Genomic DNA, 24,020 nt, shown 5'->3' with positions numbered 1-24,020 from the left:
TGGCCTTGCGGGTCAAGGAAACCGACGAAGAAGGTATCTTCGAAGTCATGGGTCGCGGCGAACTGCACTTGACCATTCTGCTGGAAAACATGCGCCGCGAAGGCTTCGAGATGGCGGTCTCCAAGCCGCGCGTCGTCATGAAAGACGTGAACGGTGAGAAGTACGAGCCGATCGAGTTGGTGACTGCCGACATCGAAGAGATTCACCAGGGCGGCGTGATGCAGGCTTTGGGCGAGCGCAAGGGCGACCTGGTCAACATGGAATCGGACGGCCGTGGCCGCGTGCGCCTGGAATACCGCATCCCGGCCCGTGGCCTGATCGGTTTCACCAACGAATTCCTGAACTTGACGCGTGGCTCTGGCCTGATCTCCAACATCTTCGACAGCTACGAACCGCACAAGGGTGACATCGGCGGCCGCAAGAACGGCGTGCTGATTTCCATGGACGCAGGTGAAATTTTCACCTATGCACTGGGCAAGCTGGACGAACGCGGCCGCATGTTCGTCAAGCCCAACGATCCGGTGTACGAAGGCATGATTGTGGGTATCCACAGCCGTGACAACGATCTGGTGGTCAATGCCACGCGCACCAAACAGCTGACCAATTTCCGCGTCAGCGGCAAGGAAGACGCGATCAAGATCACGCCCCCGATTGAATGCACGCTGGAGTACGGCGTTGAATTCATCGAGGACGACGAGCTGGTTGAAATCACGCCGAAGTCAATCCGCCTGCGCAAGCGCTACCTGACCGAGAGCGAGCGCAAACGCGCTGGCCGCTAAAAAGGCAACAGTACTCTGCAACTCGCAGAGCTCACGAAATCCCGGACATGATCCGGGATTTTTTTGTAGCACGGGTGCTGAAAACCTGTTCCTTCATGAAGTTAACCCATAACCGCGCCGTCGTTCTCATGGTAGCCGTGGCCCTGATGTGGTCCACGGCCGGGGTCATCACGCGCCATCTTGAGTCCGCCCGCAGTTTCGAGATTACCTTCTGGCGCTCCGCCTTCACGGCGTTGTCGCTGCTGGTGATCCTGCCGTTTTTTCAGGGACGCCAGGTATTTCGCCAGATCCGCCGGGGCACGGTGGCTTTCTGGATATCAGGCGTCTGCTGGAGCGTGATGTTCACCGCTTTCATGGTGGCACTGACCTTGACCAGCGTGGCCAATGTGCTGGTAACCATGTCGATTGGCCCCTTGCTGACCGCACTGCTGGCGCGGATTTTTATCGGACACCGCATCCCGACGCGTACCTGGATTGCGATTGTCGTGGCCGGTGCCGGCATCGTCTACATGTACGCTTCGCAGGTGGGTGATGCGTCCCTGGCCGGAACACTGGTGACGTTGTGCGTCCCGTTGGCGGGGGCGTTGAACTGGACCGTGACCCAGCACTCCCACGCGCAGGGCCACGACGTGGACCTGGTGCCTGCCGTGCTGGTAGGGGCCGTGATCTCGGTGGGCCTGACGCTGCCATTGGCGTTTCCATTTCAGGCCACGTCCCACGACCTTGCGTTGCTGGCCTTCCTGGGTTTGGGGCAACTGGCTATTCCCTGCGTGTTGTCGGTCATTTGTGCGCGTGTCCTCAAAGCGCCGGAAATCTCGCTGCTGGCTTTGCTCGAAGTGATTTTCGGCATCCTGCTTGCATGGGTGGGCGCGCATGAAGTCCCCGGCGCATCCGTGCTCACTGGCGGCGCTGTGGTGATTGGCGCGCTGGTTGTCAATGAACTTATTGGATGGAGAAACAGACGATGACTGCGAAAAGTGACCTGCCAAGCGGTGATGCCCCCGATGTTCTGACCGAAGTTCGTGGTCAGGTCGGCTTCATCACGCTCAATCGCCCCAAGGCCCTCAACGCCCTGTCGCTTGGCATGATCCGGGCGCTGACGGAATGCCTGCAGGTCTGGCGCGACGATCCGGCCGTCAAGGCCGTGGCCATTCGTGGCACCAGCAAGACGGGCCCTTTTGGCGCCTTTTGCGCCGGTGGCGACATCCGCTTTTTCCATCAGGCCGCGCTGGCGGGCAACCCTGAACTGGAGGACTTCTTCACTGAGGAATATGCCCTCAATCACCTGATCCACACCTACCCCAAGCCCTACATTGCCTTCATGGATGGCATCGTCATGGGCGGCGGCATGGGCATCAGCCAAGGCGCCAAAATCCGCATCGTCACTGAGCGGACCCGGATGGCCATGCCTGAAACGAATATCGGGCTGTTTCCCGATGTGGGCGGCGGCTATTTCCTGAGTCGCTGCCCCGGACGCATCGGCGAGTGGTTGGCCCTGACGGGTGAAATGATGGGGGTAGGGGAGGCGCTGGCGTTTGGGCTGGCCGATGCATGCCTTGACGTGTCCCAGCTGGCCCCGGCCTGGGATGCGTTGGCAAGCACCGACTTTGCCCGCCCCGACGCCATCGAGAGCTGGCTCGCTATGCATTCAATAGCTGCTCCCGCTTACTCCACGGGGGCTAGAAGCCAGATTGACCATTATTTCGCACTGCCTTTGGTCGTTGATATCGTGCGTGAACTGGAAGCTGATACCGATGAGTGGGCGCAACATACGGCAGCCAGCTTGCGCAAACGTTCGCCGCTGATGTTGCATGTGGTGCTGGAGCAGATTCGCCGGGCCCGCACGATGTCGCTGGCCGATGACCTGCGCATGGAGCGTGACATGGTGCGCCACTGCTTTCACACCCGCCATCTGGAGCGCAGTGCCAGCCAAAGTGAGACGGTGGAGGGCATCCGCGCACTGGCCGTGGACAAGGACCACACACCACGCTGGAATCCGGCCCGCATTGAAGATGTCACTCCCGCCATGGTGGCACCGTTCTTTTCCAGCCCCTGGACACCCCGGAGTCATCCGCTGCGCGAACTGACCTGAGCGGACAGTGGCCCCTCAAAGCTGGCGATAAACCGCTTCCGCGAGATTCATCAGTGCCTCACGGGGCAGCTGTCCGGCCAGCGCATAGCCGAAGCCCTGGTCGATCCAGTAGAAGCTCGGAATCGGACCGTCAGCGCCGAAGTGAAAGCTGGTCTCACGTGCCGCCAATCCGCCCGGCGCCTTGTCGACGGCCCCCAGATAGAGCGTGATACGGCTGCCTGCAGCGTTCTGGAACATGAACTGCGCCCGTGCGCCGGCTTCGCCTGGCAGCAGGCGTCCGCCCACGAGTTCATAACCCTGGGGTGCCAGATTCGGGACCTTGAGCGGTTTGCCAACACGCTTGGACAGCCATTGCACCAGGTGCTCCTGGTCAGCGGCCGTGACCTCGACCGGGTGCCGTATTTCCGGCGAATACACGGCGTGCGCAAAACTGGCCTGCCGCACAAAATTCTGCTCAAACTGCGTGTTCGCCAGAATGAGCGACGACGGCCGGCCTTGCCAGGCCGTGTGGGAGAACCAACCCACACCAAAAGCCAGCATCACTCCGGCGGCCATGCCACCCCAGCGCCACCATTGGCTTATTGCCTGTTGCGAGGCAGCGGTCTGCTGCGAAATGGTCATCAGTGCTGCAGGAACCGGCTCGTCCAGGACGTGCTGATGCAGGTGTCGCAGGGCGTCGCGCTGCTGCTGCCACTTCGCTATCGTCGCCTGCGCTGCCGGGTCCTGCGCCACGCGCGACTGCAGCGCCGCAAGCTCCCCGGCTGAAAGCTGGCGGTCCACGAACTTGTGGATTTCGTCTTCGGTCAACGGATGAAGGTCAGTCCTGTCCATGGTGTCTTTTCTCTGGCTCATTACAGGCGCCGAAGGGGGGTTACGGAGCTTGCCGGCGTGCCGGCTGCTGGCGGTTGGTGGACACCGCGCGCCGGTTCATCCAGCAGTTCCTGCAGGCGACTGCGGGCACGGGACAAACGCGACATGACGGTGCCAATTGGGACTCCCGTTATTTTTGCCACTTCCCGGTAGCTCATGTCCTCCACACTGACCAGCAGCAGAACCGCCCGCTGGTCCTGTGGCAGGCGCAGCAGGCACCGCTCCAGGTCAATGGCATGGCCCAGACCCGGGTCCGGTGCCACCAGCTCATGCGCCACGTCGTCAAGATCCACTGTGCCGCCCGGCGCCTGCCGCGTGGCGCGACGCACCTGGCTGGCAAACAGGTTGTGCATCACCGTGAACAACCAGGCTCGCAGGTCAGAACCTGCGGCCCATAAACGCCACTTGCTGCAGGCACGTTCCAGCGTGTCCTGCACCAGGTCATCTGCAGCCCATGTGTCGCCCGTCAGCGCGCGGGCATACCGGCGCAGTGCTGGAATCTGAGCGACGATGGGTTGGCGATTCATCAATGAATTACGGCTTGGCGGCCTTCCACACCTGGTTGAAACCGTCACCGGTTTTGTCGCCAGGCTTGGCGTCCTTCACCCAGTAATAAACGGGCTTGCCTTTCACCGCCCATTGCTTTTTGCCGTCGTCACGGGTGATGATGGTGTAGTCGCCCGAGGCTTTGTCAGTCTCGGTGGCCATGAACGGCGGCCAGTTGGTCGCGCAGGGACCATTGCACACCGACTTGCCGCTGCCGGCGACATCTTTGTCAAACGTGTAAAGCGTCATGCCGTTCGGGCCGACCAGCACGCCGTCGGCGACCTGGGCGGGAGCCGCGGCCATGGCAGCGCAACCGCCCAGAAGGGCAAGCGCCAGCGACACGGTCAGGGTAGCGCGAGAGAGGTATTTCATGGTGAACTCCTGAGTTGATGAAAGCAAACAAGCATTTGCACTTCCATAAACACCCGCACCGTCCCGTTTATTCCCACTTGCGGGAAAAAAATGTTATCGCCGATGAATTTTCATGGCCCGCTCCACCTCGCGCTTGCCTTCGCGGTCCTTGATGGTGTCACGCTTGTCGTGTTCAGCCTTGCCCTTGGCCAGGGCAATGTCGCATTTCACTTTGCCCGCTTTCCAGTGCAGGTTCAGCGGCACCAAGGTGTAGCCTTTTTGCTCAGTTTTTCCAATGAGCCGCTTGATCTCTTCCTTGTGCATCAAGAGCTTCTTGGTCCGTACCTTGTCAGGACTGATATGGGTGGAAGCGGTGTTCAGAGGCGTGATCTGCAGGCCGATGAGGAACAATTCACCGTTGCGGATGACCACATACCCATCGGTCAGCTGCACCTTGCCTTCGCGCAGCGATTTGACTTCCCAGCCTTCCAGCACCAGCCCTGCCTCAAAGCGCTCTTCAAAAAAATAGTTGTAGGCGGCCTTCTTGTTATCGGCAATGCGGGCAGCAGTTTCGGGTTTCTTGGCCATAAGTTAGATGTGGGGTTGTAAGTCGTGCGTACAAGGCTTGTCTACAATCCCGCGCAGACCTCCATTCTATGAAAACCATCGCGAAGTCCGTCCTGATCTGGTACAGCCCGCAAGAAATGTATGCGCTTGTGACTGAAGTTGACCAATATCCCCAGTTCCTGCCCTGGTGTGATCGCGCCCGGGTGGTCGCCACTGACGCAGGCGGCATGACGGCGGAAGTCGGCATTTCGTTCAGTGGTCTGCGCCACACGTTCACCACCCGCAACGAACATGTGCCGGATCGCCAGGTCACCATGACGCTGGTGAATGGCCCGTTTTCACGGCTCGATGGCGAGTGGAACTTTGTGCCACTGGGCGATGGAACGCAGCGGGCCTGCAAAGTGGAATTGACGCTGAGTTATGGCTTTGACAACGCAACGCTTGGCAAACTGGTCGGCCCCGTATTTGACAAGATTGCCGGCAGCCTGGTCGACGCCTTCGTCAAGCGGGCAACGCAGGTGTATGGCGAGTGAGATGAACATTCAGGTGACCGTGGTCTATTCGCCTGGCCCGCGGGATGTGCGGGAGGTATCCCTGCACCTGACTGCATCGAGTACCGTTTTGCAGGCACTGCGGGCAAGTGGTTTCCTGCAGCTATTTCCAGCCATTGACCTTCAGGCCGCTGTGGTCGGTGTCTGGGGCCGCAAGGCCAGTTTGAGCCAGCCACTGCGGGAAAACGACCGGGTCGAAATCTATCGGCCGCTCACCGTGGACCCCAAGGTGGCGCGACGGGAGCGATTTGCGAAGCAGGGCGCCCGGACCGCGGGTCTTTTTCAAAAGAAACGCGCTGGGGCCAAGGCCGGGTACTGACCGGTCCAGTGAACCGGCTACCGGAAGTACCGCCTATTTGCAGTCGGCGTCAATGACGGACTGAATGCGTTTGACCTCAGCGGCACGGGCGGCATCATCCATCACTTCACGTTCGCCCTTGTCGTTGGTTCGGGCAATGCGGACCCCGGAATCAAAGCTGGTTTTGGCTTGTTTGGCACGCGCGCAATTTTCGACTTTTGCTTTCAGGACCTTCTCTTCCTCAGCCTTGCGTTTTGCGACCTCGGCTTCTTCAGCCTTCTTTTTCTTCTCAGCGAGTTCCTTATCCACGCCACTCAACCGGGGTGCACTGGCAGCACCTTGTGGCGCCGATGCCGGCGTCGTCACGGCGGCGGCCGTTGCCGCGGCATTCGTGGGGGCATCAGTTGTAACTGCTGCTGCGCTGCGGCCGCCGGGTCGTTTGAGAATATTCTTCTCCGGAACCTCTGCCGATGGCGCACGGTCGCTGTAGACCTTTCGCCCATCCTTGTCAGTCCACTGCCACTGCGCCGACGCTGCCAGCGACGTCAGGCAAAGGGCAACAGTCAAAAAATGTCGGATATGTTTCATGCATGAAGTTTAGCGCGCGTCTGACGGGATATTCCGTTGAACACTGCCTTTGGGCCGCTCCATTTGTCCGTTTATCGGCATCTCGTTCAGGGTTAGTACCCGGTGACGCGGGTACAATCCGCCATTTGGAGCCCAGACATGCGCCTAATTGGCAAAGCGCTCACCTTCGACGACGTCTTGTTGGTGCCAGCGTTCTCCCAGGTCCTGCCCAAGGACACCTCACTTTCCACCCAGTTTTCCCGCAATATTCGCCTGAACTTGCCGCTTGTGTCGGCAGCCATGGATACGGTGACTGAAGCCCGGCTGGCCATTGCCATTGCGCAGGAAGGCGGCATCGGTATCGTGCACAAGAACCTGACGCCGCAGGAGCAGGCTGCCCATGTCGCCAAGGTCAAGCGTTATGAATCCGGCGTGGTGCGTGACCCTGTCGTGATCACACCCGAGCACACCGTGTTGCAGGTGCTGGAGCTGTCCGAGCAACTGGGCATTTCCGGCTTTCCGGTATGCGACGGCGGCAAGGTGGTGGGCATTGTCACCAGCCGTGACCTGCGGTTCGAGACCCGCTACGACGTCAAGGCGCACCAGATCATGACGCCGCGCGAGAAGCTGATCACGGTCAAAGAGGGCACTTCGGCCGCCGAAGCCAAGGCCCTGCTCAACAAATACAAGCTTGAGCGCGTGCTCGTGGTCAACGACGACTTTGAACTCAAAGGTCTGATCACGGTCAAGGACATTACCAAGCAGACGAATTTTCCCAATGCCGCACGCGACGCGTCGGGCCGCCTGCGCGTGGGCGCGGCGGTCGGCGTTGGCGAAGGGACGGAAGAGCGCGTTGAACTGCTGGTCCGGGCTGGCGTGGATGCCATTGTTGTCGACACGGCCCATGGCCACAGTCACGGCGTCATTGAGCGTGTGCGCTGGGTCAAGAAGAATTATCCGCAGATCGACGTGATTGGCGGCAATATTGCCACCGGTGCCGCCGCGCTGGCGCTGCTGGAGGCCGGTGCCGACGCGGTCAAGGTCGGCATTGGTCCTGGCAGTATCTGTACCACGCGCATCGTGGCCGGTGTCGGTGTGCCGCAAATCATGGCCATCGACAGTGTGGCGACCGCCCTGCGCGGCACCGGTGTGCCACTGATTGGCGACGGTGGCATCCGCTTCAGCGGCGATATTGCCAAGGCAATCGCCGCAGGCGCCGGCACCGTCATGATGGGCGGCATGTTTGCCGGCACCGAAGAAGCGCCCGGCGAAGTCATCCTGTTCCAGGGTCGCAGCTACAAGAGTTACCGCGGCATGGGCAGCATTGGTGCCATGCAGCAGGGCAGTGCCGACCGCTACTTTCAGGAGTCGAGCACCGGCAACCCCAATGCCGACAAACTGGTGCCCGAGGGCATCGAAGGCCGCGTGCCCTACAAGGGCTCGATGGTCTCCATCATTTACCAGATGGCCGGCGGTCTGCGCGCCAGCATGGGTTACTGCGGTTGCCCCACGATTGAAGATATGCAGAACAAGGCGGAATTTGTGGAAATCACCTCTGCCGGCATTCGTGAAAGCCATGTGCACGACGTGCAAATCACCAAAGAAGCGCCCAACTACCGGGCGGACTGATCTGCAACAGCCATGCATCAAAAAATCCTTATCCTCGACTTTGGTTCCCAAGTCACCCAGCTGATTGCACGTCGCATCCGCGAAGCGCATGTTTTTTGCGAAGTTCACCCCTGTGATGTGACCGATGACTGGGTTCGCGCCTATGCCCGCGACGGCAAGCTCAAGGGCATCATCCTCTCGGGCAGCCACGCCAGTGTCTACGAAGAAACCACCGACAAGGCGCCGCAAGCGGTGTTCGAACTCGGTGTGCCGGTGCTCGGCATCTGCTACGGCATGCAAACCATGGCACACCAGTTGGGCGGCGTCGTGCAAAGCGGGCACAAGCGCGAGTTCGGTCCTGCCGATGTGCGGGCGCATGGTCACACCCAGTTGCTGGAAGGGATTCAGGACTACAGCACCCCCATGGGCCACGGCATGCTGGAGGTGTGGATGAGCCATGGCGACAAGGTCACCGAGCTGCCGCATGGTTTCAAGCTGATGGCCAGCACCGATAGCTGCCCGATTGCCGGCATGGCCGATGAAGAGCGCCGCTTCTACGGTGTGCAGTTTCATCCTGAAGTCACCCACACCAAGCGCGGTGCCGCGATTCTGGAGCGCTTCGTACTGGATATCTGCGGTACCCGGCCCGACTGGATCATGGGCGACTACATCAGCGAAGCGGTTGAACAAATCCGCGCGCAGGTCGGCACAGACGAGGTGATTCTGGGCCTGTCCGGCGGTGTGGATTCATCCGTGGCGGCTGCGTTGATCCACCGTGCTATCGGTGACCAGCTCACCTGCGTGTTCGTCGACCATGGCTTGTTGCGCCTGAATGAAGGCGACATGGTGATGGAGATGTTTGTCGGCAAGCTGCACGCCAAGGTGATCCGCGTCGATGCTGCAGACCAGTTCCTGGGGCATCTGGCGGGCGTGAGCGAGCCCGAGGCCAAACGCAAGATCATTGGCCGCGAATTTGTGGAAGTGTTCAAGGCCGAGGCCGGCAAGCTCAAGAACGACCAGTCGCGCCATGTGGCCTGGCTGGCGCAGGGCACGATTTATCCCGACGTGATCGAGTCGGGCGGTGCCAAGAGCAAGAAAGCGGTCGTCATCAAGAGCCACCACAACGTGGGCGGTTTGCCCGAGCTGCTGGGCCTCAAGCTGCTGGAGCCGCTGCGCGAGTTGTTCAAGGATGAAGTGCGCGAGTTGGGCGTGGCCCTGGGCCTCCCGTACCACATGGTTTACCGCCACCCGTTCCCGGGACCGGGCCTGGGTGTGCGAATTCTGGGTGAGGTCAAGAAGGAATACGCCGACCTGCTGCGCCGGGCCGACGCCATCTTCATCGAAGAATTGCGCAATTTCATCGACCCTGACAGTGGCAAAAGCTGGTATGACCTGACCAGTCAGGCGTTCGCCGTGTTTCTGCCGGTCAAGAGTGTGGGCGTGATGGGAGACGGCCGCACCTACGACTATGTGGTGGCCTTGCGCGCCGTGCAGACCAGCGATTTCATGACCGCTGACTGGGCCGAGCTGCCCTATGCACTGCTCAAGAAAGTGTCCAGCCGCATCATCAACGAGGTTCGCGGTATCAACCGTGTGACCTATGACGTCAGCAGCAAGCCGCCGGCAACCATCGAGTGGGAATAAGCCGGACCCTGGACGGATACCGCTGACAGATCATGTACTTGCCGCCGCAGTTCAATTCAAAAAACAAATCTGACGCGGCAGAGGTCATGCGAGCCAATCCGTTCGCCAGCCTGATCAGCGTGGACGAGGCCGGCCTGCCTTTTGTCAGTCACATTCCGCTGCACCTTGAAGAGCGGGGTGCCGACCATGTTCTGCTGGGACATGTCGCGAAGGCCAATCCACACTGGCGTTACCTGCAAGCGCGCCCGCAAGCCGTGGTGACCTTCATGGGCCCGCACGCCTACCTGTCACCCAGTGTGTACCCGGATCTGACCCGGGTGCCGACCTGGAACTACCTGGCCGTTCACTGCACAGTGCAAGCCTCCCTGATCGAAGACCCGATTGCGAAAGACGCCCTGCTCAAAAAACTCATTGCCGATCATGAACCCGCCTACGCCGAGCAGTGGCGTGGTCTGGGGGACGAGTTTGCGCAGAAGATGCTGGCCGGCATCGTGGGCTTTGAATTGCGGGTGACTGAACTGCAGTGCAAGCTGAAGATCAACCAGCACCGACCTGAATCGTTTGACGCCATGCGTGCCATGTATGCATCGGGCAACGACAATGAGCGTGATCTGGCCTCGTGGATGGAGCGACTTGCAGTAACCACGCAGCGGCTAAATGGAGATGGATGACGCCACTTTCATGGCCCAGGCACTGGCACAGGCGCGAGTCGCGCTGGCCGCCGGTGAAGTGCCGGTAGGCGCCGTGGTGGTGCGCGATGGTGTTGTGATTGCCGTAGGCAGCAATGCCCCCATTGGTCGCCACGATCCGACCGCCCACGCCGAAATTGCCGCCTTGCGCGTCGCTGCATTGGCCTTGGGCAACTACCGCCTGGATGACTGCGAGCTGTTTGTCACCCTGGAGCCTTGCGCCATGTGTGTCGGCGCCATGCTGCATGCGCGCCTGAAGCGCGTGGTGTATGGTGCGCCAGACCCCAAAACCGGTGCCGCAGGCTCAGTACTGGATTTGTTCTCCAATCCCCGATTGAATCACCAGACGCAAGTGCAGGGCGGGGTGCTGGCCGATGAGTGCTCTGCCCTGTTGCAGAGTTTTTTCAAACAGAAACGTGAGGAGATCCGGATGAGCAGCAGCCCTGTGCGCGACGATGCCGTGCGAACGCCTGATGCGCAGTTTGCCGAGTTGCCCGGCTACCCGTGGCCCCCGCATTACCTGAACGATTTGCCAGCGCTGGCCGGGTTGCGCATGCATTACCTGGACGAAGGTCCCTCTGACGCCCCATTGACCTACCTCTGCCTGCATGGCAACCCCGCCTGGAGTTACCTGTATCGAAAAATGATTCCCGTATTTCTCGCAGCCGGGAGCCGGGTTGTGGCGCCCGACCTGATCGGCTTCGGCAAGAGCGACAAGCCGAAGAAGGATGCCTTTCACAACTTCACCTGGCACCGGCAGGTGCTGCTGGAGTTCGTCGAACGGCTGGATTTAAAAAATGTCGTGCTGGTGGTGCAGGACTGGGGCGGGCTGCTAGGACTGACCTTGCCCATGGCCGACGAACGCAGGTACTGCGGCCTGCTGGTGATGAATACCACCCTGGGCACCGGCGACACGCCGTTGTCGGCAGGCTTTCTGGGCTGGCGTGACATGTGTGCCAAGAACCCTGAATTTGACGTCGCCCGTTTATTCGCCCGTGGCAATCCCGACATGAGTCCACAGGAGTGCGCCGCCTACGCGGCTCCGTTTCCGGACCGCGGCCACCGCGCGGCACTGCGGGCGTTTCCGGCGATGGTGCCCGAATTCGAAGATTCGGACGGCGCTGCCATCTCACGCCAGGCCCGTGACTTCTGGAGAGAGCGCTGGTCTGGCCAAACCCTGATGGCCGTTGGCGCGCAAGACCCGGTGCTCGGTTTGCCGGTCATGCAGAATTTGCAGCAACTGATTCGCGGTTGCCCGGAGCCAATGGTCCTGGCACAGGCCGGGCATTTTGTGCAGGAGCATGGGGACGCGATCGCGCGGGCTGCTGTCAATCATTTCGTATCTCCCCAATCTGCCAATTAATTGACACCGTGAAACAAGACTCCGTGAAGAAGCACATCTATATTTACTCCCCATCCGGAGCCGTGCGCGACAAGGCGGCTTTTCGACGCGGTGTGGCGCGACTCAAGGCGCTGGGGCATGAAGTCGAGATTGATAGCGCAGCGCTGGCCAGTCATTTGCGCTTTGCGGGCGACGACGAAACCCGGCTCGCTGCCATCCATCGCGCTGCCGCCAGCGGGGCTGACCTTGCACTGGTTTCTCGGGGCGGCTACGGCCTGACCCGCATTCTGGGCGGCATCCGCTACAAGGCGGTGGCCAAAGCGATTGAAAAAGGCACGCAGTTTGTCGGCATCAGCGACTTCACGGCGTTTCAGAGTGCCGTGCTGGCCCGGACCGGCGGTATTACCTGGGCCGGGCCTGCGTTATGCGAAGGTTTTGGCGTCGGTGGCAAGCCGGACATGGTGGATGGCCACGGTCATGGCGAAGCACCAATACCGGATGACATCATGGAGGCCTGCTTTGACGATCTCATCAGCGGGCAGGGGGAGGGCGCCGGATGGCGACAAAACCGGGAGACGCCCCTGGTTGCTATAAATTCAATAGCTGATAGCGCAATAAACACGGGGGCTAGAGCCGACTTTTCTATCAAGAAGGCGGTCATGTGGGGCGGCAACCTGTCGGTGTTGGTATCGCTGCTGGGCACCCCGTATTTCCCGGAGATCAAAGGTGGCATCCTGTTTCTGGAAGATGTGGGAGAGCACCCCTATCGCATCGAGCGCATGCTGACCCAGCTGCTGCACGCCGGTGTACTGGGGCGTCAAAAAGCGATTCTCATGGGTCAATTCACCGAGTACAAGCTGGTGCCGCACGACCGCGGGTACAAGTTGCAGACGGTGGTGAGCTGGCTGCGCCAGCAGATCAAGGTGCCGGTGCTCAGCAACCTGCCCTATGGCCACGTCGCCACCAAAATCATCCTGCCGGTCGGTGCCAAAACCGACCTGATTGTAGAAGGGCGTGATGCTTTGCTCTTTTGGGGTCACATCTCCGACGCCGCGGATATGCCCTAAACTGTGCCCAAATCAAAGAAACGGAATCAGTCGGGAATGGGCGCTCAAACTACGGTGGTATTTACCGATCTTTTCGGCAGCACAAGTGCCTTTGAATCGTTGGGGAACGCCCGGGCAACACAGGCCGTAACCCAGATAACCACCTGGATTGCCAAAATAGTTGAGTCCCATGGCGGGCGCGTTGTCAAGATGCTGGGCGATGGCGTACTGGCGTTATTTGGTGACACTCGTTCAGCCATCAATGCCGTGGTGGAGATGCAGCGCACCCATCAAAAGCGAATGACCCAGATACCGCCTGCCAACCGCATGCCCATCCGCATTGGTGTTGCCAGTGGTGACGTAGAAATTGTGGCTGGCGACTGTTATGGTGATGCGGTCAATGTTGCCGCCCGGTTAAGCGATCTTTCTGGTCCGCATCAGATATGGGTCAACGCCGCAGCGCTGGATGGCGCCAATGAAGCAGATGGTGTGCGCTTTCGCCTGCTGGGTCCCATCAGCATTCGCGGTCGTGCCGAGCCCTGTACCGTCTATCAGGTCGATTGGCAGGAAGACGTGACCACGGATTTTCTGACCATGCAGGCTGATCTTGATCCCATGCGCGATGGCCCGCAGACAGATGCATTGGGGGGGCAGATTGAACTGACCTGGCTGGACACCAAGAAGACCTTCAAGTCGTTCGAGCTGCCGATTCATATTGGGCGGGTACGTCAGGCTGAGTTTGTAGTCAACGACCCACGTGTCTCCCGTACCCACGCCCGCATTGACTGGCGCAATGGCAGCGTCATGCTGGTGGACGTCAGCTCCTATGGCTGCTGGGTGCGTTTTTCCGGCGCTGGCTCGGATCTTTTACTCAGGCGCGAGGAATGTGTCTTGCATGGACGCGGTGAAATTGCGCTGGGCTCGTCGTTTGCCGATTTGAGCGCTCCCACCGTGAGTTTCTCGGTATCCTGACTCAGGCGTAAGCGGTTCTCGCCTGCTTCAGGTCAATCAGACCGGCGACCACCTTCTCGAGGGCGTCCTGTCGCAGGGTTCGCATACCGGCCCTGGACGCCTCGGCAAAGATTTCCGAGGTTGCGGCGCGCGACTGGATTTTTTGCTTCATGTCACCCACGTTTTCCAGCACCTCGTAGATGCCCATGCGGCCTTTGTAGCCGCGGCCACCGCACCGTTCACACCCCACGGCATGGCGGGTGTGAATTTGTGACACGGGATCGCCCGACGCAGCCGAGGTGGCCGCAGCAAGCAATCGCTTGTGACCTTCTTCAGCGGTCAAGGCGGTGCCATCGACGTATTCGTGCACGAGTGACTCGTACTCCTCGCGAGAGAGCGCCGTGGACACCGCACAGTGTTGGCACAGGCCGCGAACCAGCCGTTGCGCCACGATGCCGATCAGGGAGTCTCCGAAGTTCATCGGATCCATGCCCAGATCGAGCAAACGGATCACGCTCTCTGCCGCACTGTTGGTGTGCAATGTGGAGAGAACCAGGTGGCCGGTGAGTGAGGCTTCAATGCAGACTCGTGCGGTTTCCTCATCACGCACCTCGCCAATCATGATGACGTCCGGGTCTGCCCGCAGGAATGCCCGCATGGCCGTGGCAAACGTCACCCCGATCTTCGGATTGACCTGAAGCTGGCGCAGCCCCTTTTGGGTAATTTCAATTGGATCTTCGGCGGTCCATATCTTGCGGTTGTCGGTGTTGATGTGGGCCAGAAGAGAGTGCAGGGTGGTGGTCTTGCCCGATCCGGTGGGACCGCAGGCCAGGATGAGGCCGAACGGCCGCTCGGACAGGCGTTTGATGATCTTGTCGTCCCGTGCGGAAAACCCGAGTTGCGGCAGGGGGATGGGTTTGCTGGACGCCAGCAGCCGCATGACCACATCTTCAAGACTGTCATGCGTCGGCAATATCGCCACCCGCAACTCAAGCTTGATATCGGAGAACTCATTGAAATTGATCTTGCCGTCCTGCGGCCGGCGGCGCTCGGAAATGTCCAGCCGACTCATGATCTTGATCCGCGATACCAGGGCCGCCCGCAATGAAAATGGCAGCAGCAGATAGTCTTCGAGATCGCCATCCTTGCGAAACCGGATGCGCGAGACATCATCGCCCGGATTTGTTTCAATATGAATATCGGATGCTTTCTGGCCATAGGCGTCAATGATCATCTGGTTGACCAGTTTGATCACGCTTGAGCTTTCATTCACCGCGTTGACCTGCTCCTGGTCGCCCGCGCCTTTTAGCTCGATCAGGGCGTCGGTCAGCAGTGCGTGCACGTCCAGTGGCGCATGATCGCCCGCTCCGGGCCAGCCATCAGGCCCATTCTTTGATGCCGTGTCCTGCGGCGCCTGGGCATGGTTTTCCAGCGCCAGCCGGCGGTCAATCTGGAGTTTGGGAGCCCAAACCAGCGACACGATGCAATCCGCCATGACACCTAGCCGCAGCTCCAGTTCGCGCTTGAGCGGAGTCGGAGAGGCCGCGTAAAGTACGCCGGATTCCACTCCCAGCGGCAGAACATGGTATTTCAACGCGTCTGCCCACGACAGGCGATCCAGTGCCTGCGGCTCGACCTGAAAGACGGTGGCATCGACTTCCGGCGTACTGAGCATGTGTGCACGCGCATGCTCGAGCTGCAACTCGCTCACCAGTCCCGATTCGAGCAGCACGTGTTCAGAGCCGCGTTTACCTTCTGCGGGATTGATGGGGAGCTTGCCCAGGGCCTTGATATCGGTGAGTTTCAGATCAATGAGCGACTCGGCCAGGGTGCTGACCGGAGCGCTTCTTGCGTCATGGATCAGCACGCGCAATTCGGTCATATTCCGGGCGGGTCCCTGTCTCGGCGCAGGCTCTTCCGCTAGCGGACTGGGCGCGGTCTTGGCCCACTGGTCATTTTGTGTCGTTGGCTCGGCCGTCATGTATTGTTTCCACTGGAAGAATGGTCTGGAGTGTCTTTGCGTGGCTAGCGCTGAATCGTCAGACCGGTTGGGTCCGGGAGTTTGCCTGCGCTGAGCCTGATCTGGAGCGACAGGTCCGTCTTGGAGTCCGCGTAGTCGATCGCCTGAGCCTGGGTGATCTCGTGCCGCGTGAACAGATCAAACAATGATTGGTCAAACGTGTGCATTCCGAGCTCGATGCTCTTGCCAATCGCCGCCTTGATCTGATCGATTTGACCTTTCTGTATCAGGTCTGAAACAAAAGGGGACTGCAGCATGACTTCGGTGGCAGGAACCAGGCTGCTGTGGGTATCCCGGATCAACCGCTGCGCAACCACACCTTTCAGATTCAGCGAAAGATCCATCAAGGTCTGCTTTCTTGATTCTTCAGGGAAGAAATTGATGATTCGTTCAATGGCCTGACTGGCGTTGTTCGCGTGCAGCGTCGAGAGGCACAGATGTCCGCTTTCGGCATAGTTCATGGCGTGCTGCATCGTCAAGCGGTCGCGTATTTCACCGATCATGATCACGTCTGGCGCTTCACGCATGGCATGTCTGAGCGCCTCATCAAAGGAGTGGGTATCGAGTCCCACTTCGCGCTGGTCCACCACGCACTTCCTGTGCGGGTGAAGGAACTCGATCGGGTCTTCGATCGTCAGGATGTGACCAGCAGCCTCCTGATTTCGATAGTCAAGCATCGCGGCCAGGGTGGTCGATTTGCCCGATCCGGCGGCGCCCACCATAAGGACCAGGCCGCGTTTGAGCGTCGCCAGCTTCTGCAGGACCGCCGGCATCCTGAGGGCGGCAATCGACGGGATTTTGTTCTTGACATAGCGCGCAACCATACCGACCTGGCCGCGCTGAAGATATACATTCAATCTGAAGCGGCCCAGTGGCTCGAGCCCGACAGCAAGGTCGCATTCCAGATCCACCTCGAACTGCTTTATCTGCGACTCGGTCATCAGCGAGTAGGCAAGTTCCTTCACACGACCAGGAGGTAACTGGGACATCGCCAACGGTCGCATTTCGCCATCAACTTTGACGTTTGGCGCTGCGCCGACCGTCAAGAACAAATCAGACGCATCCACCTCGACCATGTATTGAAGACACGCGACAAGCTCATCTGGCAGGGCTGGCAACTGAGCAGGGTCAAATCTCTCCATGGCTTAACCCTGTATACTTATTAACATAATATACATCGTATCAAGTACGATAAGAAAAAACTGACACCCCGGAAAACCCGTGAAACCCGCGCTCTGCTTGGCTCTCGCTTCAAAATACTGTTATCGGACGCTGGGCTCACACCTGAAGCGGCTGCGCAACTTCTTCACGTCACGCCACGCACCATTCGGTACTGGATTTCCGGCACCGTCACTGTACCTTACGCGGCCTACAAGCTGGTGCGCGTCATGAGGCTGTTTGAGCTGCCGTGCAAGGGCTGGGAGGGCTGGCACATGCACTCGGGCAAGTTGTGGACGCCTGAGGGCCACGGCTTCACGCCTGAATGCCAGGGCTGGTGGTCGCTCCTGGTGCGTCAGGCTCGGTTGTTCCGGGACATGGCACAACGGGAACGCCAGCTCGATATCGCCATGCAGCGCACGCTCAATGGTCCGCTCAGGACGGCGCAAGCCGGGCCATCGGCAAAGGCGGAGCCTGACGCTGGCCGGGTGGCGTCGGACGTGCTGATCGCGGCGGCAAATGTACCCCTTACCCCCCCGTACAGTAATACGGGGGGGAAAGTACCAAAACTGGAACGTCCGTCCGTTGTTGTAGCGGTTGAAAGGGGTACGCCATGAGCGCCTTCACTGATCGCCTGTACGGCTCGTGGAATGCCCAGAACGGGGACAGAAACGCGAAGCGGGTCAACCGTGGGGAGGGGTACCCGAGCCACCACACCAAGCCTCCGGCGGGCCTTGCTGCTGGCCTGAGCGCGAAGCCCTCGCCCTGCCCTGATGCTAGTTCGCGGGATGGGTTGCGCCCTGCCAGTCGCTGCCTCGCGCCCTAAAAGACCGGTTTTATTTGCCTACAAATGAAAGAATTTCCAATGAAATCAACAACTTGCAAGTCTATACATCGTATGAAGTACAGTCACAGTTCCAAACACACAAAATCCTGCCGTCATGACCCGGACACACGCGCCCAGCTTGGGTTTCGTCTTCGCTATGCTCGTCTTCGGCTGGGTTGGTCAATTGTTGAGGCCGGGAAGTATTTTCAGGTCACAGAACGCACTTGGCATAACTGGGAAACCGGCTCTCACCGTATCCCGTTTGCAGTGTACAAGCTGGCCCGCATCCTTTCGCGCTACGAGCTGCCCGGCAAGGCTTGGGCTGGCTGGCGCTTTGAGGCAGATCAATTGATCACGCCTGAAGGTCGCCAGATCACGCCACAGGATGGCGCTTGGTGGTCGCTGCTGATCCGGCAGGCTCGGTGTTTCCGCTCGGCTTACGATGATGTGAACCGGTTGCGCATATTGCTGGATAAAACAACAGGTCTATCGGCCCCCGGCCTTAGCACGGGCGTAGCCCGGGCGCTGGCCGGTGCCGGTGGGCTTGTCCCATATAAAACAACTGCTCAAACAAGTCTTCCACCGTCTGAAAATAGACATCAAAATGACGTCATAATGGCGGCATGGCCTATTCACTCAGACTCCCCGACGCCCTTGACGCCGCTGCACGCGCCAAGGCCGACTACCTCGGCATTTCCCTCAACGCCCTCCTTTGCGTCGCCTTGGACGCCTACCTGCGCCATCCGGCTGACCCTCCAGCGCCCGCCAGCGAACCTGCCTCGGCCAGCGAATGCCCATCTAAAACAACTTTCCGCGAACCAGCCGCACCTGGCGAATCCGGCCCTGTCGAGCCCGCCAAGCTCACCCGAGCCGAAAAGCAGGCCCGCTACGAAGCCGAAAAACGGGAGCGCAAAGCCCTCTCAGGCCGGTAGCGCAAAGACAGCGGCGGCGAAGGCCGCCAAGCTGGCAAGCGCGCCAAGGGGAACCCCATGAGTGCCATCACGGAAGCGATCAATGCCCTGAATCGCCGGCTCGTCCACGCGGACGCCATCGGGGAAGCGTTTGCCTTGGCGGGGGGTGAGTCTGCCCCGGTATGGGTGCACGTGTACCGCGAACAGGTCGAAGCCATCCGGGAGGCTGCTGAAGCCGTCGAGGTGCTGCTCAACCGGGAAAGCGTGGCCGCATGATGACTGCCCACATACAGAGCGCGAGGGGCCTTCCGGGGTATGGGGCGCAGTCCCATGGGAGCGAAGCGAAACGCCGGGAGGGGTACCCGATCGGTCAAGCCACACCTGTCGACACCTTACAAGCCCGGTGCACGACCTGGCGTTTCCCGGTCAAAGCTGCCCCTTTGCGGGCGGGGTTGCTGCGTGCCACAGATGCCGCTTCGCGCCCTGAAAAACCGGCTGTTCGGACTTCCGAAAACGCCCTTTTTTTACCCGAATCGGAAAAATCTTCCGCTAAATCAACACGTTAGAGAGATATACATCGTATGAAGTACGATTCAGAGGTTTTCACCAGGTTCCCTTGGGCTGCCGAGCACGGACAAAGGCCGCAATGATCTCGGCTGACTCCGGCCGATTCGCACGGTGGGCAAAATCGATGGCGGACAATCCCTGGTCGTTCTTGAGCAATGGATCTGCGCCGGCCTCCAGCAGCAGTTTCACCGCCGCCGGCGTGCCATAGTTGGCGGCCATCATGAGCGGCGTGGTGCCGTTCGGGGATGCCGCATCGATATAGGCATGGTTGTCCAGCAACAAGGTCATTGCCGCCAGATGCCCATGGGTGGCTGCGTAATGCAGCGGCGCCCAGCCAGGTTTGTTGACATCGGCACCTTTTGTGATGAGTTGCTGGCAAACCTCTGTCAAACCTTTGAGCGAGGCCAGCATGAGCGGGCTCTCATCCTTCGGAGTACGAGCTTCAACATTGGTCTTGGGCCAGTTGATCAGGACGGCGGCGACCTTGAGCGACGGCTCCCGAACTGCGAGAAACAGGCCAGTCGCACCTTCTGCATTGAGTGTATTCGCGTCAAATCCCCGATTCAGCAAGGCAGTGACCGTGCCGGCGTCATCGCGTTTGACGGCCATGAAAAAATCGTCATACGAACCCGCATGACAAATAGAAAATCCATAAAAAACAATAAGATATAAAAGACTCTTAAAGTAATGCATGATATTTCTCAGGCCGCCAGACCTCACAGCAGAACACCCTTGAACAGGCGGTCGAAGTTGCGACTGGTGATTTCGGCGACCTGCTCCACCGGGCATTGCCTAAGTTCAGCCAGACAGGCGGCAACAAAGGGTACATACGAAGGATTGTTGGTCTTCCCCCGATGCGGAACGGGCGCCAGGTAAGGGCTGTCGGTTTCAATCAGCAACCGGTCGAGTGGCACAAAGGCCGCCACATCGCGCAGATCCTGTGCGTTCTTGAACGTCAAAATCCCGGAGAAAGAGATGTAAAAACCCAGGTCCAGCGCCGCCCGTGCCACCTGGGCGGTTTCGGTGAAGCAATGAAAGACCCCGCCGGCACTTGCCACGTCACCGTCTTCACCTTCCTCCCGAAGAATGGCCAAGGTATCGTCGGACGCGCTTCGGGTGTGAATCACCAGCGGCTTGGCCAATTGCCGGGCGGCGCGGATGTGGGTGCGAAACCGGTCGCGCTGCCAGGCCATGTCGGCCACGCTGCGTCCTCCCAGGCGATAGTAGTCAAGCCCGGTTTCACCAATCCCGACGACCCGTGGCATGGCGCCCCGCGTCAGCAAATCCTGCAGACTGGGCTCTGTGACGCCTTCATTGTCCGGGTGTACGCCAACGGTCGCCCAAAAATTGTCGTACCGGGTGGCCAACGCCTGAACAGCGGAAAACTCTTCCAGCGTGGTGCAAATACACAGGGCGCGATCAACCTGCGCCTGCGTCATGGCCTCGCGGATGACAGGCAGTTCGGCGGCGAGTTCGGGAAAGGTTAAATGGCAGTGCGAATCGGTAAACATGGAAAGTCCGATAAACCCAGATCGGCTGGCAGCGGGAAAACTGAAGGCTCAGAAGGTTTGAGTCGGACGATCAGATGCCAGGTGGGCACCCAGAATCTCTTCGATCTTGAGCCTGAGCGCACGTGACTTCTCGTCTTTGGGAAACTGAATGCCAACGCCCTGCGTACGGTTGTTGGAGGCCTTGGCGGGTGTCACCCATGCTACTTTTCCGGCCACGGGATAACGTTGCGGGTCTTCCGGAAGCGACAGCAACACGTAGACATCGTCGCCCAGCTGGTACTCCCGCGATGTCGGAATAAAGATGCCGCCTTCCGAGAACAGCGGAATAAAAGCCGCATAAAGGGCAGACTTTTCCTTGATCGCCAACTGAATGACGCTGGGGCGTGGGGTAGAGGGAGGAGAGTTACTCATGCGCTGTATCTAGTGTGTAGAGTTTAGGGCGTTTTGGGCCTGACTCACAAGCGCCTCCAGCATCAGGCCGGCGTTGAAGGGGTGCTCCACCGTGCGTGTGGTGGCCGCCAACGCCCGGGCCCACGTCGTCAAGGCCGCGATAGAGCCGCCGGCGGGCAGGTCAGTGGCGTCAAAAAACCGGGGTGCGGCACCGGTTTTGACGGCCAGCACATCGTGACAAAGCTTGTGCAAGGCATCGACCGTTTGAGCTGGCGTCCAGTCCTTCAACGCGCTCACGTCCCCCCGCGCCATCGCTTTGGGCAGTCTGACCCAGGCTTGCGCGTCGCGGCCGGATTGGGAAAACAGCAAGGCGTCGTCGGGGCGACCGCCCGCAGCACGCAGCATCACGGCGGCTTGCGCCGCCGGTATGCCCTGCCCTTCAATCCATGCCAGAGAGGCGTCTGTCTCCGGCCAGACCATGGTATGTCCCAGACAGCGGCTGCGAATGGTGGGCAGCAACTGGTGTGCGGCATCACTCGCCAACACAAACTTCACGTCCCCCGGGGGCTCTTCCAGCGTCTTGAGCAGCGCATTGGCGGTCACATTGTTCATACGCTCGGCGGGAAACACCAGCACCGCCTTGCCCCGACCGCGGGCACTGGTACGCTGCGAGAACTCCACGGCGTCGCGCATCGCGTCTACCCGGATTTCCTTGCTGGGCTTGCGTTTCTTGTCGTCGATGTCGGTCTGCGCCTTCTCACTCAAGGGCCAGCCCAGCTCCAGCATTGCCGTCTCCGGCATGAGCACGCACAGGTCGGCATGGGTGCGCACATCAATGGCGTGGCAGCTGCCACAGGTACCGCAGGCGCCACGAGGGGACGGGTTGTCACAAAGCCAGGCTCTCACCAACGCCAGACCCAGGCTGTACTGGCCAAGTCCGGATGGGCCGGCGAGCAGCCAGGCGTGACCCCGTTGCGCCAAAAGCTGTGCGGCTTGTGCGGCAATCCAGGGCGCCACCGCTGTGCCGTTCATGCCAGCCACCCTCTGCCCTGCACCGTATTCAGGACGTCCTGCCAGACGGCATCGCGCGTGTTGTCGGCTTTGATTCGCGCAAAGCGACCGGGGAACGCCATCATGCGCTCCAGGTATCCCTGTGACACTCGCCTGAAGAATTCCACCGGCTGGGCCTCGAATTTGTCCGGGGTGCGCGCCCCCGCCAGACGCTGCGCCGCGATTTCAGCGGGCAAATCAAACCACACCGTCAAATCTGGCTGTCGAATCAAATCAGGCCCCGCCCCACGGACTGTCTGCACCCACTGCTCCAGAATTGATAGCGTTTTCAGGTCAAAGCCACGCCCCCCGCCCTGATAGGCGAAGGTCGCATCGGTAAAGCGGTCGCACAGCACGACCTCGCCGCGGGCCAGGGCGGGTTCGATGAGTCGCTGGAGATGATCACGCCGGGCCGCAAACACCAGCAAAGCCTCCGTCATGGCATCCATCTCGTCGTTCAAAACCATCACGCGCAATTTTTCAGCGAGCGGTGTTCCCCCCGGCTCACGGCTAAGTGTGACCACCCTGCCCTGCGCCCTGAACGCCTGCGCCAAGCCGTCAATGTGTGTGGACTTTCCCGCGCCATCGATACCCTCAAAACTGATGAAAAGTCCATCCATGGTTGTCATATGCCGCTGCTGCTCACACTAATGCTCACGTTATTGCCCACGCTGGTATTTGTTGACGGCCCGATTGTGCTCGTCCAGGCTGGCGCTGAACTGGCTGGTGCCGTCGCCGCGCGCCACAAAATACAAGGCCTTGGTGGGCGCGGGTTGTACGGCCGCCAGCAGCGCCGCCTTGCCTGGCATGGCAATCGGGGTTGGCGGCAGCCCGGCGCGGGTATAGGTATTCCAGGGCGTGTCGGTTTGCAGATCGCGGCGGCGCAGGTTGCCGTCAAAGGATTCGCCCAAACCGTAGATGACAGTGGGATCGGTCTGCAGCATCATGCCAATGCGCAACCGGTTGGCAAAAACTCCGGCGATCATGGCGCGGTCACTGCCACGCCCCGTTTCCTTTTCGACAATGCTGGCCAGAATCAGCGCCTGCTCCGGCGATGTCAGGGGCGTATCGGGCGAGCGCTGGCTCCAGGCGGCCTCCAGCCGTTTGTCCATGGTCCGCATCGCGCGTTTGAGGACCGCCAGGTCGCTGCTGCCCTTGGCATAGGTATAGGTGTCAGGGAAAAAACGGCCCTCCGGATGCACCCCCGGTTTGCCCAGTGCCGTCATGATCAAATCGGGCGTCAGCCCTTGTGTCTCCGGCTTGAGCTGCTCTGCTTTTGAGAGCGCCGCCCGAACCTGGACGAAGTTCCAGCCTTCCACCAGCGTCACGGCGCGTAGCGCCTCTTCGCCGCGCACCAGCTTTCGCAGCAGGCTGCGCGGATTGATGCCGCGTTCAATTTCATAACTACCGGCCTTGATCTGGCGAGCGTCCCCCGACAGGCGAAACCACCAATACAGCAGTGACGGACTGACCTGCACCCCGGCATCGCTTACCGCCTGCGCCACGCCGCGCACGGACGTGCCGGGCTCGACCGACAGGTCAACCGTATCGGCGCTCACGGCCAGGCCCTGGTTCAGCCACCAGACTGCGCCGCCCCCTGCCAGCGCAGCCAGCACAACAATTAACGTAAAGAAGCGACGCACAGCCCTACAGCCTTCCATGAAATCGATGGGGGATGATAATTCA

At 60.1% G+C, this 24,020-nt stretch carries 26 protein-coding genes and 2 pseudogenes; 15 read left to right on the top strand and 13 right to left on the bottom strand.

Annotated elements, in window-relative coordinates; all coding sequences use genetic code 11:
* From Q7T10_RS14625 to Q7T10_RS14615, 3 genes and pseudogenes are all read left to right on the top strand, one after another.
* Positions 1–779 (top strand): annotated as a pseudogene (locus Q7T10_RS14625) (translational GTPase TypA); the annotation flags it as partial.
* A 95-nt stretch (positions 780–874) separates the two neighbouring features.
* Complete coding sequence (locus tag Q7T10_RS14620) at positions 875–1,747, top strand: DMT family transporter (protein WP_304749578.1); 873 nt, start codon at positions 875–877, stop codon at positions 1,745–1,747.
* On the top strand, positions 1,744–2,871 hold the full coding sequence (locus Q7T10_RS14615; protein WP_304749576.1) for an enoyl-CoA hydratase/isomerase family protein: 1,128 nt from the start codon (positions 1,744–1,746) through the stop codon (positions 2,869–2,871). The genes Q7T10_RS14620 and Q7T10_RS14615 overlap by 4 nt, the downstream gene beginning before the upstream one ends.
* Before the next feature lie 15 nt (positions 2,872–2,886).
* Here the strand turns inward: Q7T10_RS14615 and Q7T10_RS14610 are convergent, their stop codons facing one another.
* From Q7T10_RS14610 to smpB, 4 genes are all read right to left on the bottom strand, one after another.
* Positions 2,887–3,702 (bottom strand): anti-sigma factor, encoded by an 816-nt coding sequence (locus Q7T10_RS14610; protein WP_304749573.1) that lies wholly within the window; start codon positions 3,700–3,702, stop codon positions 2,887–2,889.
* Positions 3,703–3,722: 20 nt separating this feature from the next.
* A complete protein-coding gene (locus Q7T10_RS14605) occupies positions 3,723–4,268 on the bottom strand; it encodes an RNA polymerase sigma factor (RefSeq protein WP_304749571.1) in 546 nt (181 codons plus the stop codon).
* Between the two features lie 7 nt (positions 4,269–4,275).
* Positions 4,276–4,659, bottom strand: a complete 384-nt coding sequence (locus tag Q7T10_RS14600) for a hypothetical protein (protein WP_304749570.1) — start codon at positions 4,657–4,659, stop codon at positions 4,276–4,278.
* Between the two features lie 93 nt (positions 4,660–4,752).
* Entirely contained in the window at positions 4,753–5,226 is a 474-nt protein-coding gene (gene smpB, locus Q7T10_RS14595) for an SsrA-binding protein SmpB (protein ID WP_304749568.1), read from the bottom strand.
* 68 nt (positions 5,227–5,294) lie between these two features.
* On the opposite strand from smpB, the gene Q7T10_RS14590 reads away from it, so the two are divergent.
* Both Q7T10_RS14590 and Q7T10_RS14585 read left to right on the top strand, forming a co-directional pair.
* Positions 5,295–5,738, top strand: a complete 444-nt coding sequence (locus Q7T10_RS14590; RefSeq protein ID WP_304749565.1) for a type II toxin-antitoxin system RatA family toxin — start codon at positions 5,295–5,297, stop codon at positions 5,736–5,738.
* Position 5,739: 1 nt separating this feature from the next.
* A complete protein-coding gene (locus Q7T10_RS14585) occupies positions 5,740–6,075 on the top strand; it encodes an RnfH family protein (protein WP_304749562.1) in 336 nt (111 codons plus the stop codon).
* 33 nt (positions 6,076–6,108) lie between these two features.
* Here Q7T10_RS14585 and Q7T10_RS14580 read toward each other — a convergent pair whose 3' ends face one another.
* Positions 6,109–6,642 (bottom strand): DUF4124 domain-containing protein, encoded by a 534-nt coding sequence (locus Q7T10_RS14580; protein WP_304749560.1) that lies wholly within the window; start codon positions 6,640–6,642, stop codon positions 6,109–6,111.
* Between the two features lie 138 nt (positions 6,643–6,780).
* On the opposite strand from Q7T10_RS14580, the gene guaB reads away from it, so the two are divergent.
* Genes guaB through Q7T10_RS14550 form a run of 6 tightly spaced genes read left to right on the top strand, consistent with a single transcriptional unit; the run spans position 6,781 to position 13,922 of the window.
* The gene (gene guaB / locus Q7T10_RS14575) at positions 6,781–8,250 is read left to right on the top strand and encodes an IMP dehydrogenase (RefSeq protein ID WP_304749557.1); all 1,470 of its coding nucleotides are present in this window, start codon (positions 6,781–6,783) and stop codon (positions 8,248–8,250) included.
* 12 nt (positions 8,251–8,262) lie between these two features.
* Positions 8,263–9,873 (top strand): glutamine-hydrolyzing GMP synthase, encoded by a 1,611-nt coding sequence (guaA, locus tag Q7T10_RS14570; protein WP_304749554.1) that lies wholly within the window; start codon positions 8,263–8,265, stop codon positions 9,871–9,873.
* A gap of 32 nt (positions 9,874–9,905) precedes the next feature.
* Entirely contained in the window at positions 9,906–10,544 is a 639-nt protein-coding gene (locus Q7T10_RS14565; protein WP_304749553.1) for an FMN-binding negative transcriptional regulator, read from the top strand.
* Entirely contained in the window at positions 10,531–11,925 is a 1,395-nt protein-coding gene (gene tadA, locus Q7T10_RS14560; protein WP_304749552.1) for a tRNA adenosine(34) deaminase TadA, read from the top strand. The genes Q7T10_RS14565 and tadA overlap by 14 nt, the downstream gene beginning before the upstream one ends.
* A gap of 8 nt (positions 11,926–11,933) precedes the next feature.
* Positions 11,934–12,971 (top strand): LD-carboxypeptidase, encoded by a 1,038-nt coding sequence (locus Q7T10_RS14555; RefSeq protein ID WP_304749549.1) that lies wholly within the window; start codon positions 11,934–11,936, stop codon positions 12,969–12,971.
* Between the two features lie 36 nt (positions 12,972–13,007).
* On the top strand, positions 13,008–13,922 hold the full coding sequence (locus Q7T10_RS14550; protein WP_304749547.1) for an adenylate/guanylate cyclase domain-containing protein: 915 nt from the start codon (positions 13,008–13,010) through the stop codon (positions 13,920–13,922).
* 1 nt (position 13,923) lies between these two features.
* On the opposite strand, the gene Q7T10_RS14545 is transcribed toward Q7T10_RS14550, so the two are convergent.
* Entirely contained in the window at positions 13,924–15,783 is a 1,860-nt protein-coding gene (locus Q7T10_RS14545) for a GspE/PulE family protein (protein WP_304749544.1), read from the bottom strand.
* A 143-nt stretch (positions 15,784–15,926) separates the two neighbouring features.
* A complete protein-coding gene (locus Q7T10_RS14540; RefSeq protein WP_304749542.1) occupies positions 15,927–17,063 on the bottom strand; it encodes a PilT/PilU family type 4a pilus ATPase in 1,137 nt (378 codons plus the stop codon).
* A gap of 30 nt (positions 17,064–17,093) precedes the next feature.
* Here Q7T10_RS14540 and Q7T10_RS14535 point away from each other — a divergent pair, with 30 nt between their 5' ends.
* From Q7T10_RS14535 to Q7T10_RS14525, 4 genes and pseudogenes are all read left to right on the top strand, one after another.
* Positions 17,094–17,696 (top strand): VC1465 family Xer recombination activation factor, encoded by a 603-nt coding sequence (locus Q7T10_RS14535; protein WP_370653776.1) that lies wholly within the window; start codon positions 17,094–17,096, stop codon positions 17,694–17,696.
* A 233-nt stretch (positions 17,697–17,929) separates the two neighbouring features.
* Positions 17,930–18,337 (top strand): annotated as a pseudogene (locus Q7T10_RS20825) (VC1465 family Xer recombination activation factor); the annotation flags it as partial.
* 191 nt (positions 18,338–18,528) lie between these two features.
* On the top strand, positions 18,529–18,837 hold the full coding sequence (locus Q7T10_RS14530) for a hypothetical protein (protein ID WP_304749539.1): 309 nt from the start codon (positions 18,529–18,531) through the stop codon (positions 18,835–18,837).
* A 57-nt stretch (positions 18,838–18,894) separates the two neighbouring features.
* A complete protein-coding gene (locus tag Q7T10_RS14525; RefSeq protein ID WP_304749536.1) occupies positions 18,895–19,092 on the top strand; it encodes a hypothetical protein in 198 nt (65 codons plus the stop codon).
* A 327-nt stretch (positions 19,093–19,419) separates the two neighbouring features.
* Here Q7T10_RS14525 and Q7T10_RS14520 read toward each other — a convergent pair whose 3' ends face one another.
* Genes Q7T10_RS14520 through mltG form a run of 6 tightly spaced genes read right to left on the bottom strand, consistent with a single transcriptional unit; the run spans position 19,420 to position 23,977 of the window.
* Positions 19,420–20,076, bottom strand: a complete 657-nt coding sequence (locus tag Q7T10_RS14520) for an ankyrin repeat domain-containing protein (protein ID WP_304749534.1) — start codon at positions 20,074–20,076, stop codon at positions 19,420–19,422.
* Between the two features lie 23 nt (positions 20,077–20,099).
* Entirely contained in the window at positions 20,100–20,894 is a 795-nt protein-coding gene (locus tag Q7T10_RS14515) for a TatD family hydrolase (RefSeq protein WP_304749531.1), read from the bottom strand.
* 48 nt (positions 20,895–20,942) lie between these two features.
* On the bottom strand, positions 20,943–21,305 hold the full coding sequence (locus Q7T10_RS14510; protein WP_304749529.1) for a PilZ domain-containing protein: 363 nt from the start codon (positions 21,303–21,305) through the stop codon (positions 20,943–20,945).
* A 9-nt stretch (positions 21,306–21,314) separates the two neighbouring features.
* Entirely contained in the window at positions 21,315–22,316 is a 1,002-nt protein-coding gene (locus Q7T10_RS14505) for a DNA polymerase III subunit delta' (protein WP_304749526.1), read from the bottom strand.
* On the bottom strand, positions 22,313–22,954 hold the full coding sequence (gene tmk, locus Q7T10_RS14500) for a dTMP kinase (RefSeq protein WP_370653775.1): 642 nt from the start codon (positions 22,952–22,954) through the stop codon (positions 22,313–22,315). Before tmk ends, Q7T10_RS14505 begins: the two co-directional genes overlap by 4 nt.
* A 39-nt stretch (positions 22,955–22,993) precedes the next feature.
* Positions 22,994–23,977 (bottom strand): endolytic transglycosylase MltG, encoded by a 984-nt coding sequence (mltG, locus tag Q7T10_RS14495; protein ID WP_304749583.1) that lies wholly within the window; start codon positions 23,975–23,977, stop codon positions 22,994–22,996.
* Positions 23,978–24,020: the final 43 nt, after the last annotated feature.

The sequence above is a fragment of the Rhodoferax sp. genome (assembly GCF_030646845.1).
Classification (GTDB): Bacteria; Pseudomonadota; Gammaproteobacteria; order Burkholderiales; family Burkholderiaceae_C; genus Rhodoferax.
This window is presented reverse-complemented; position numbering and strand designations above follow the sequence as displayed.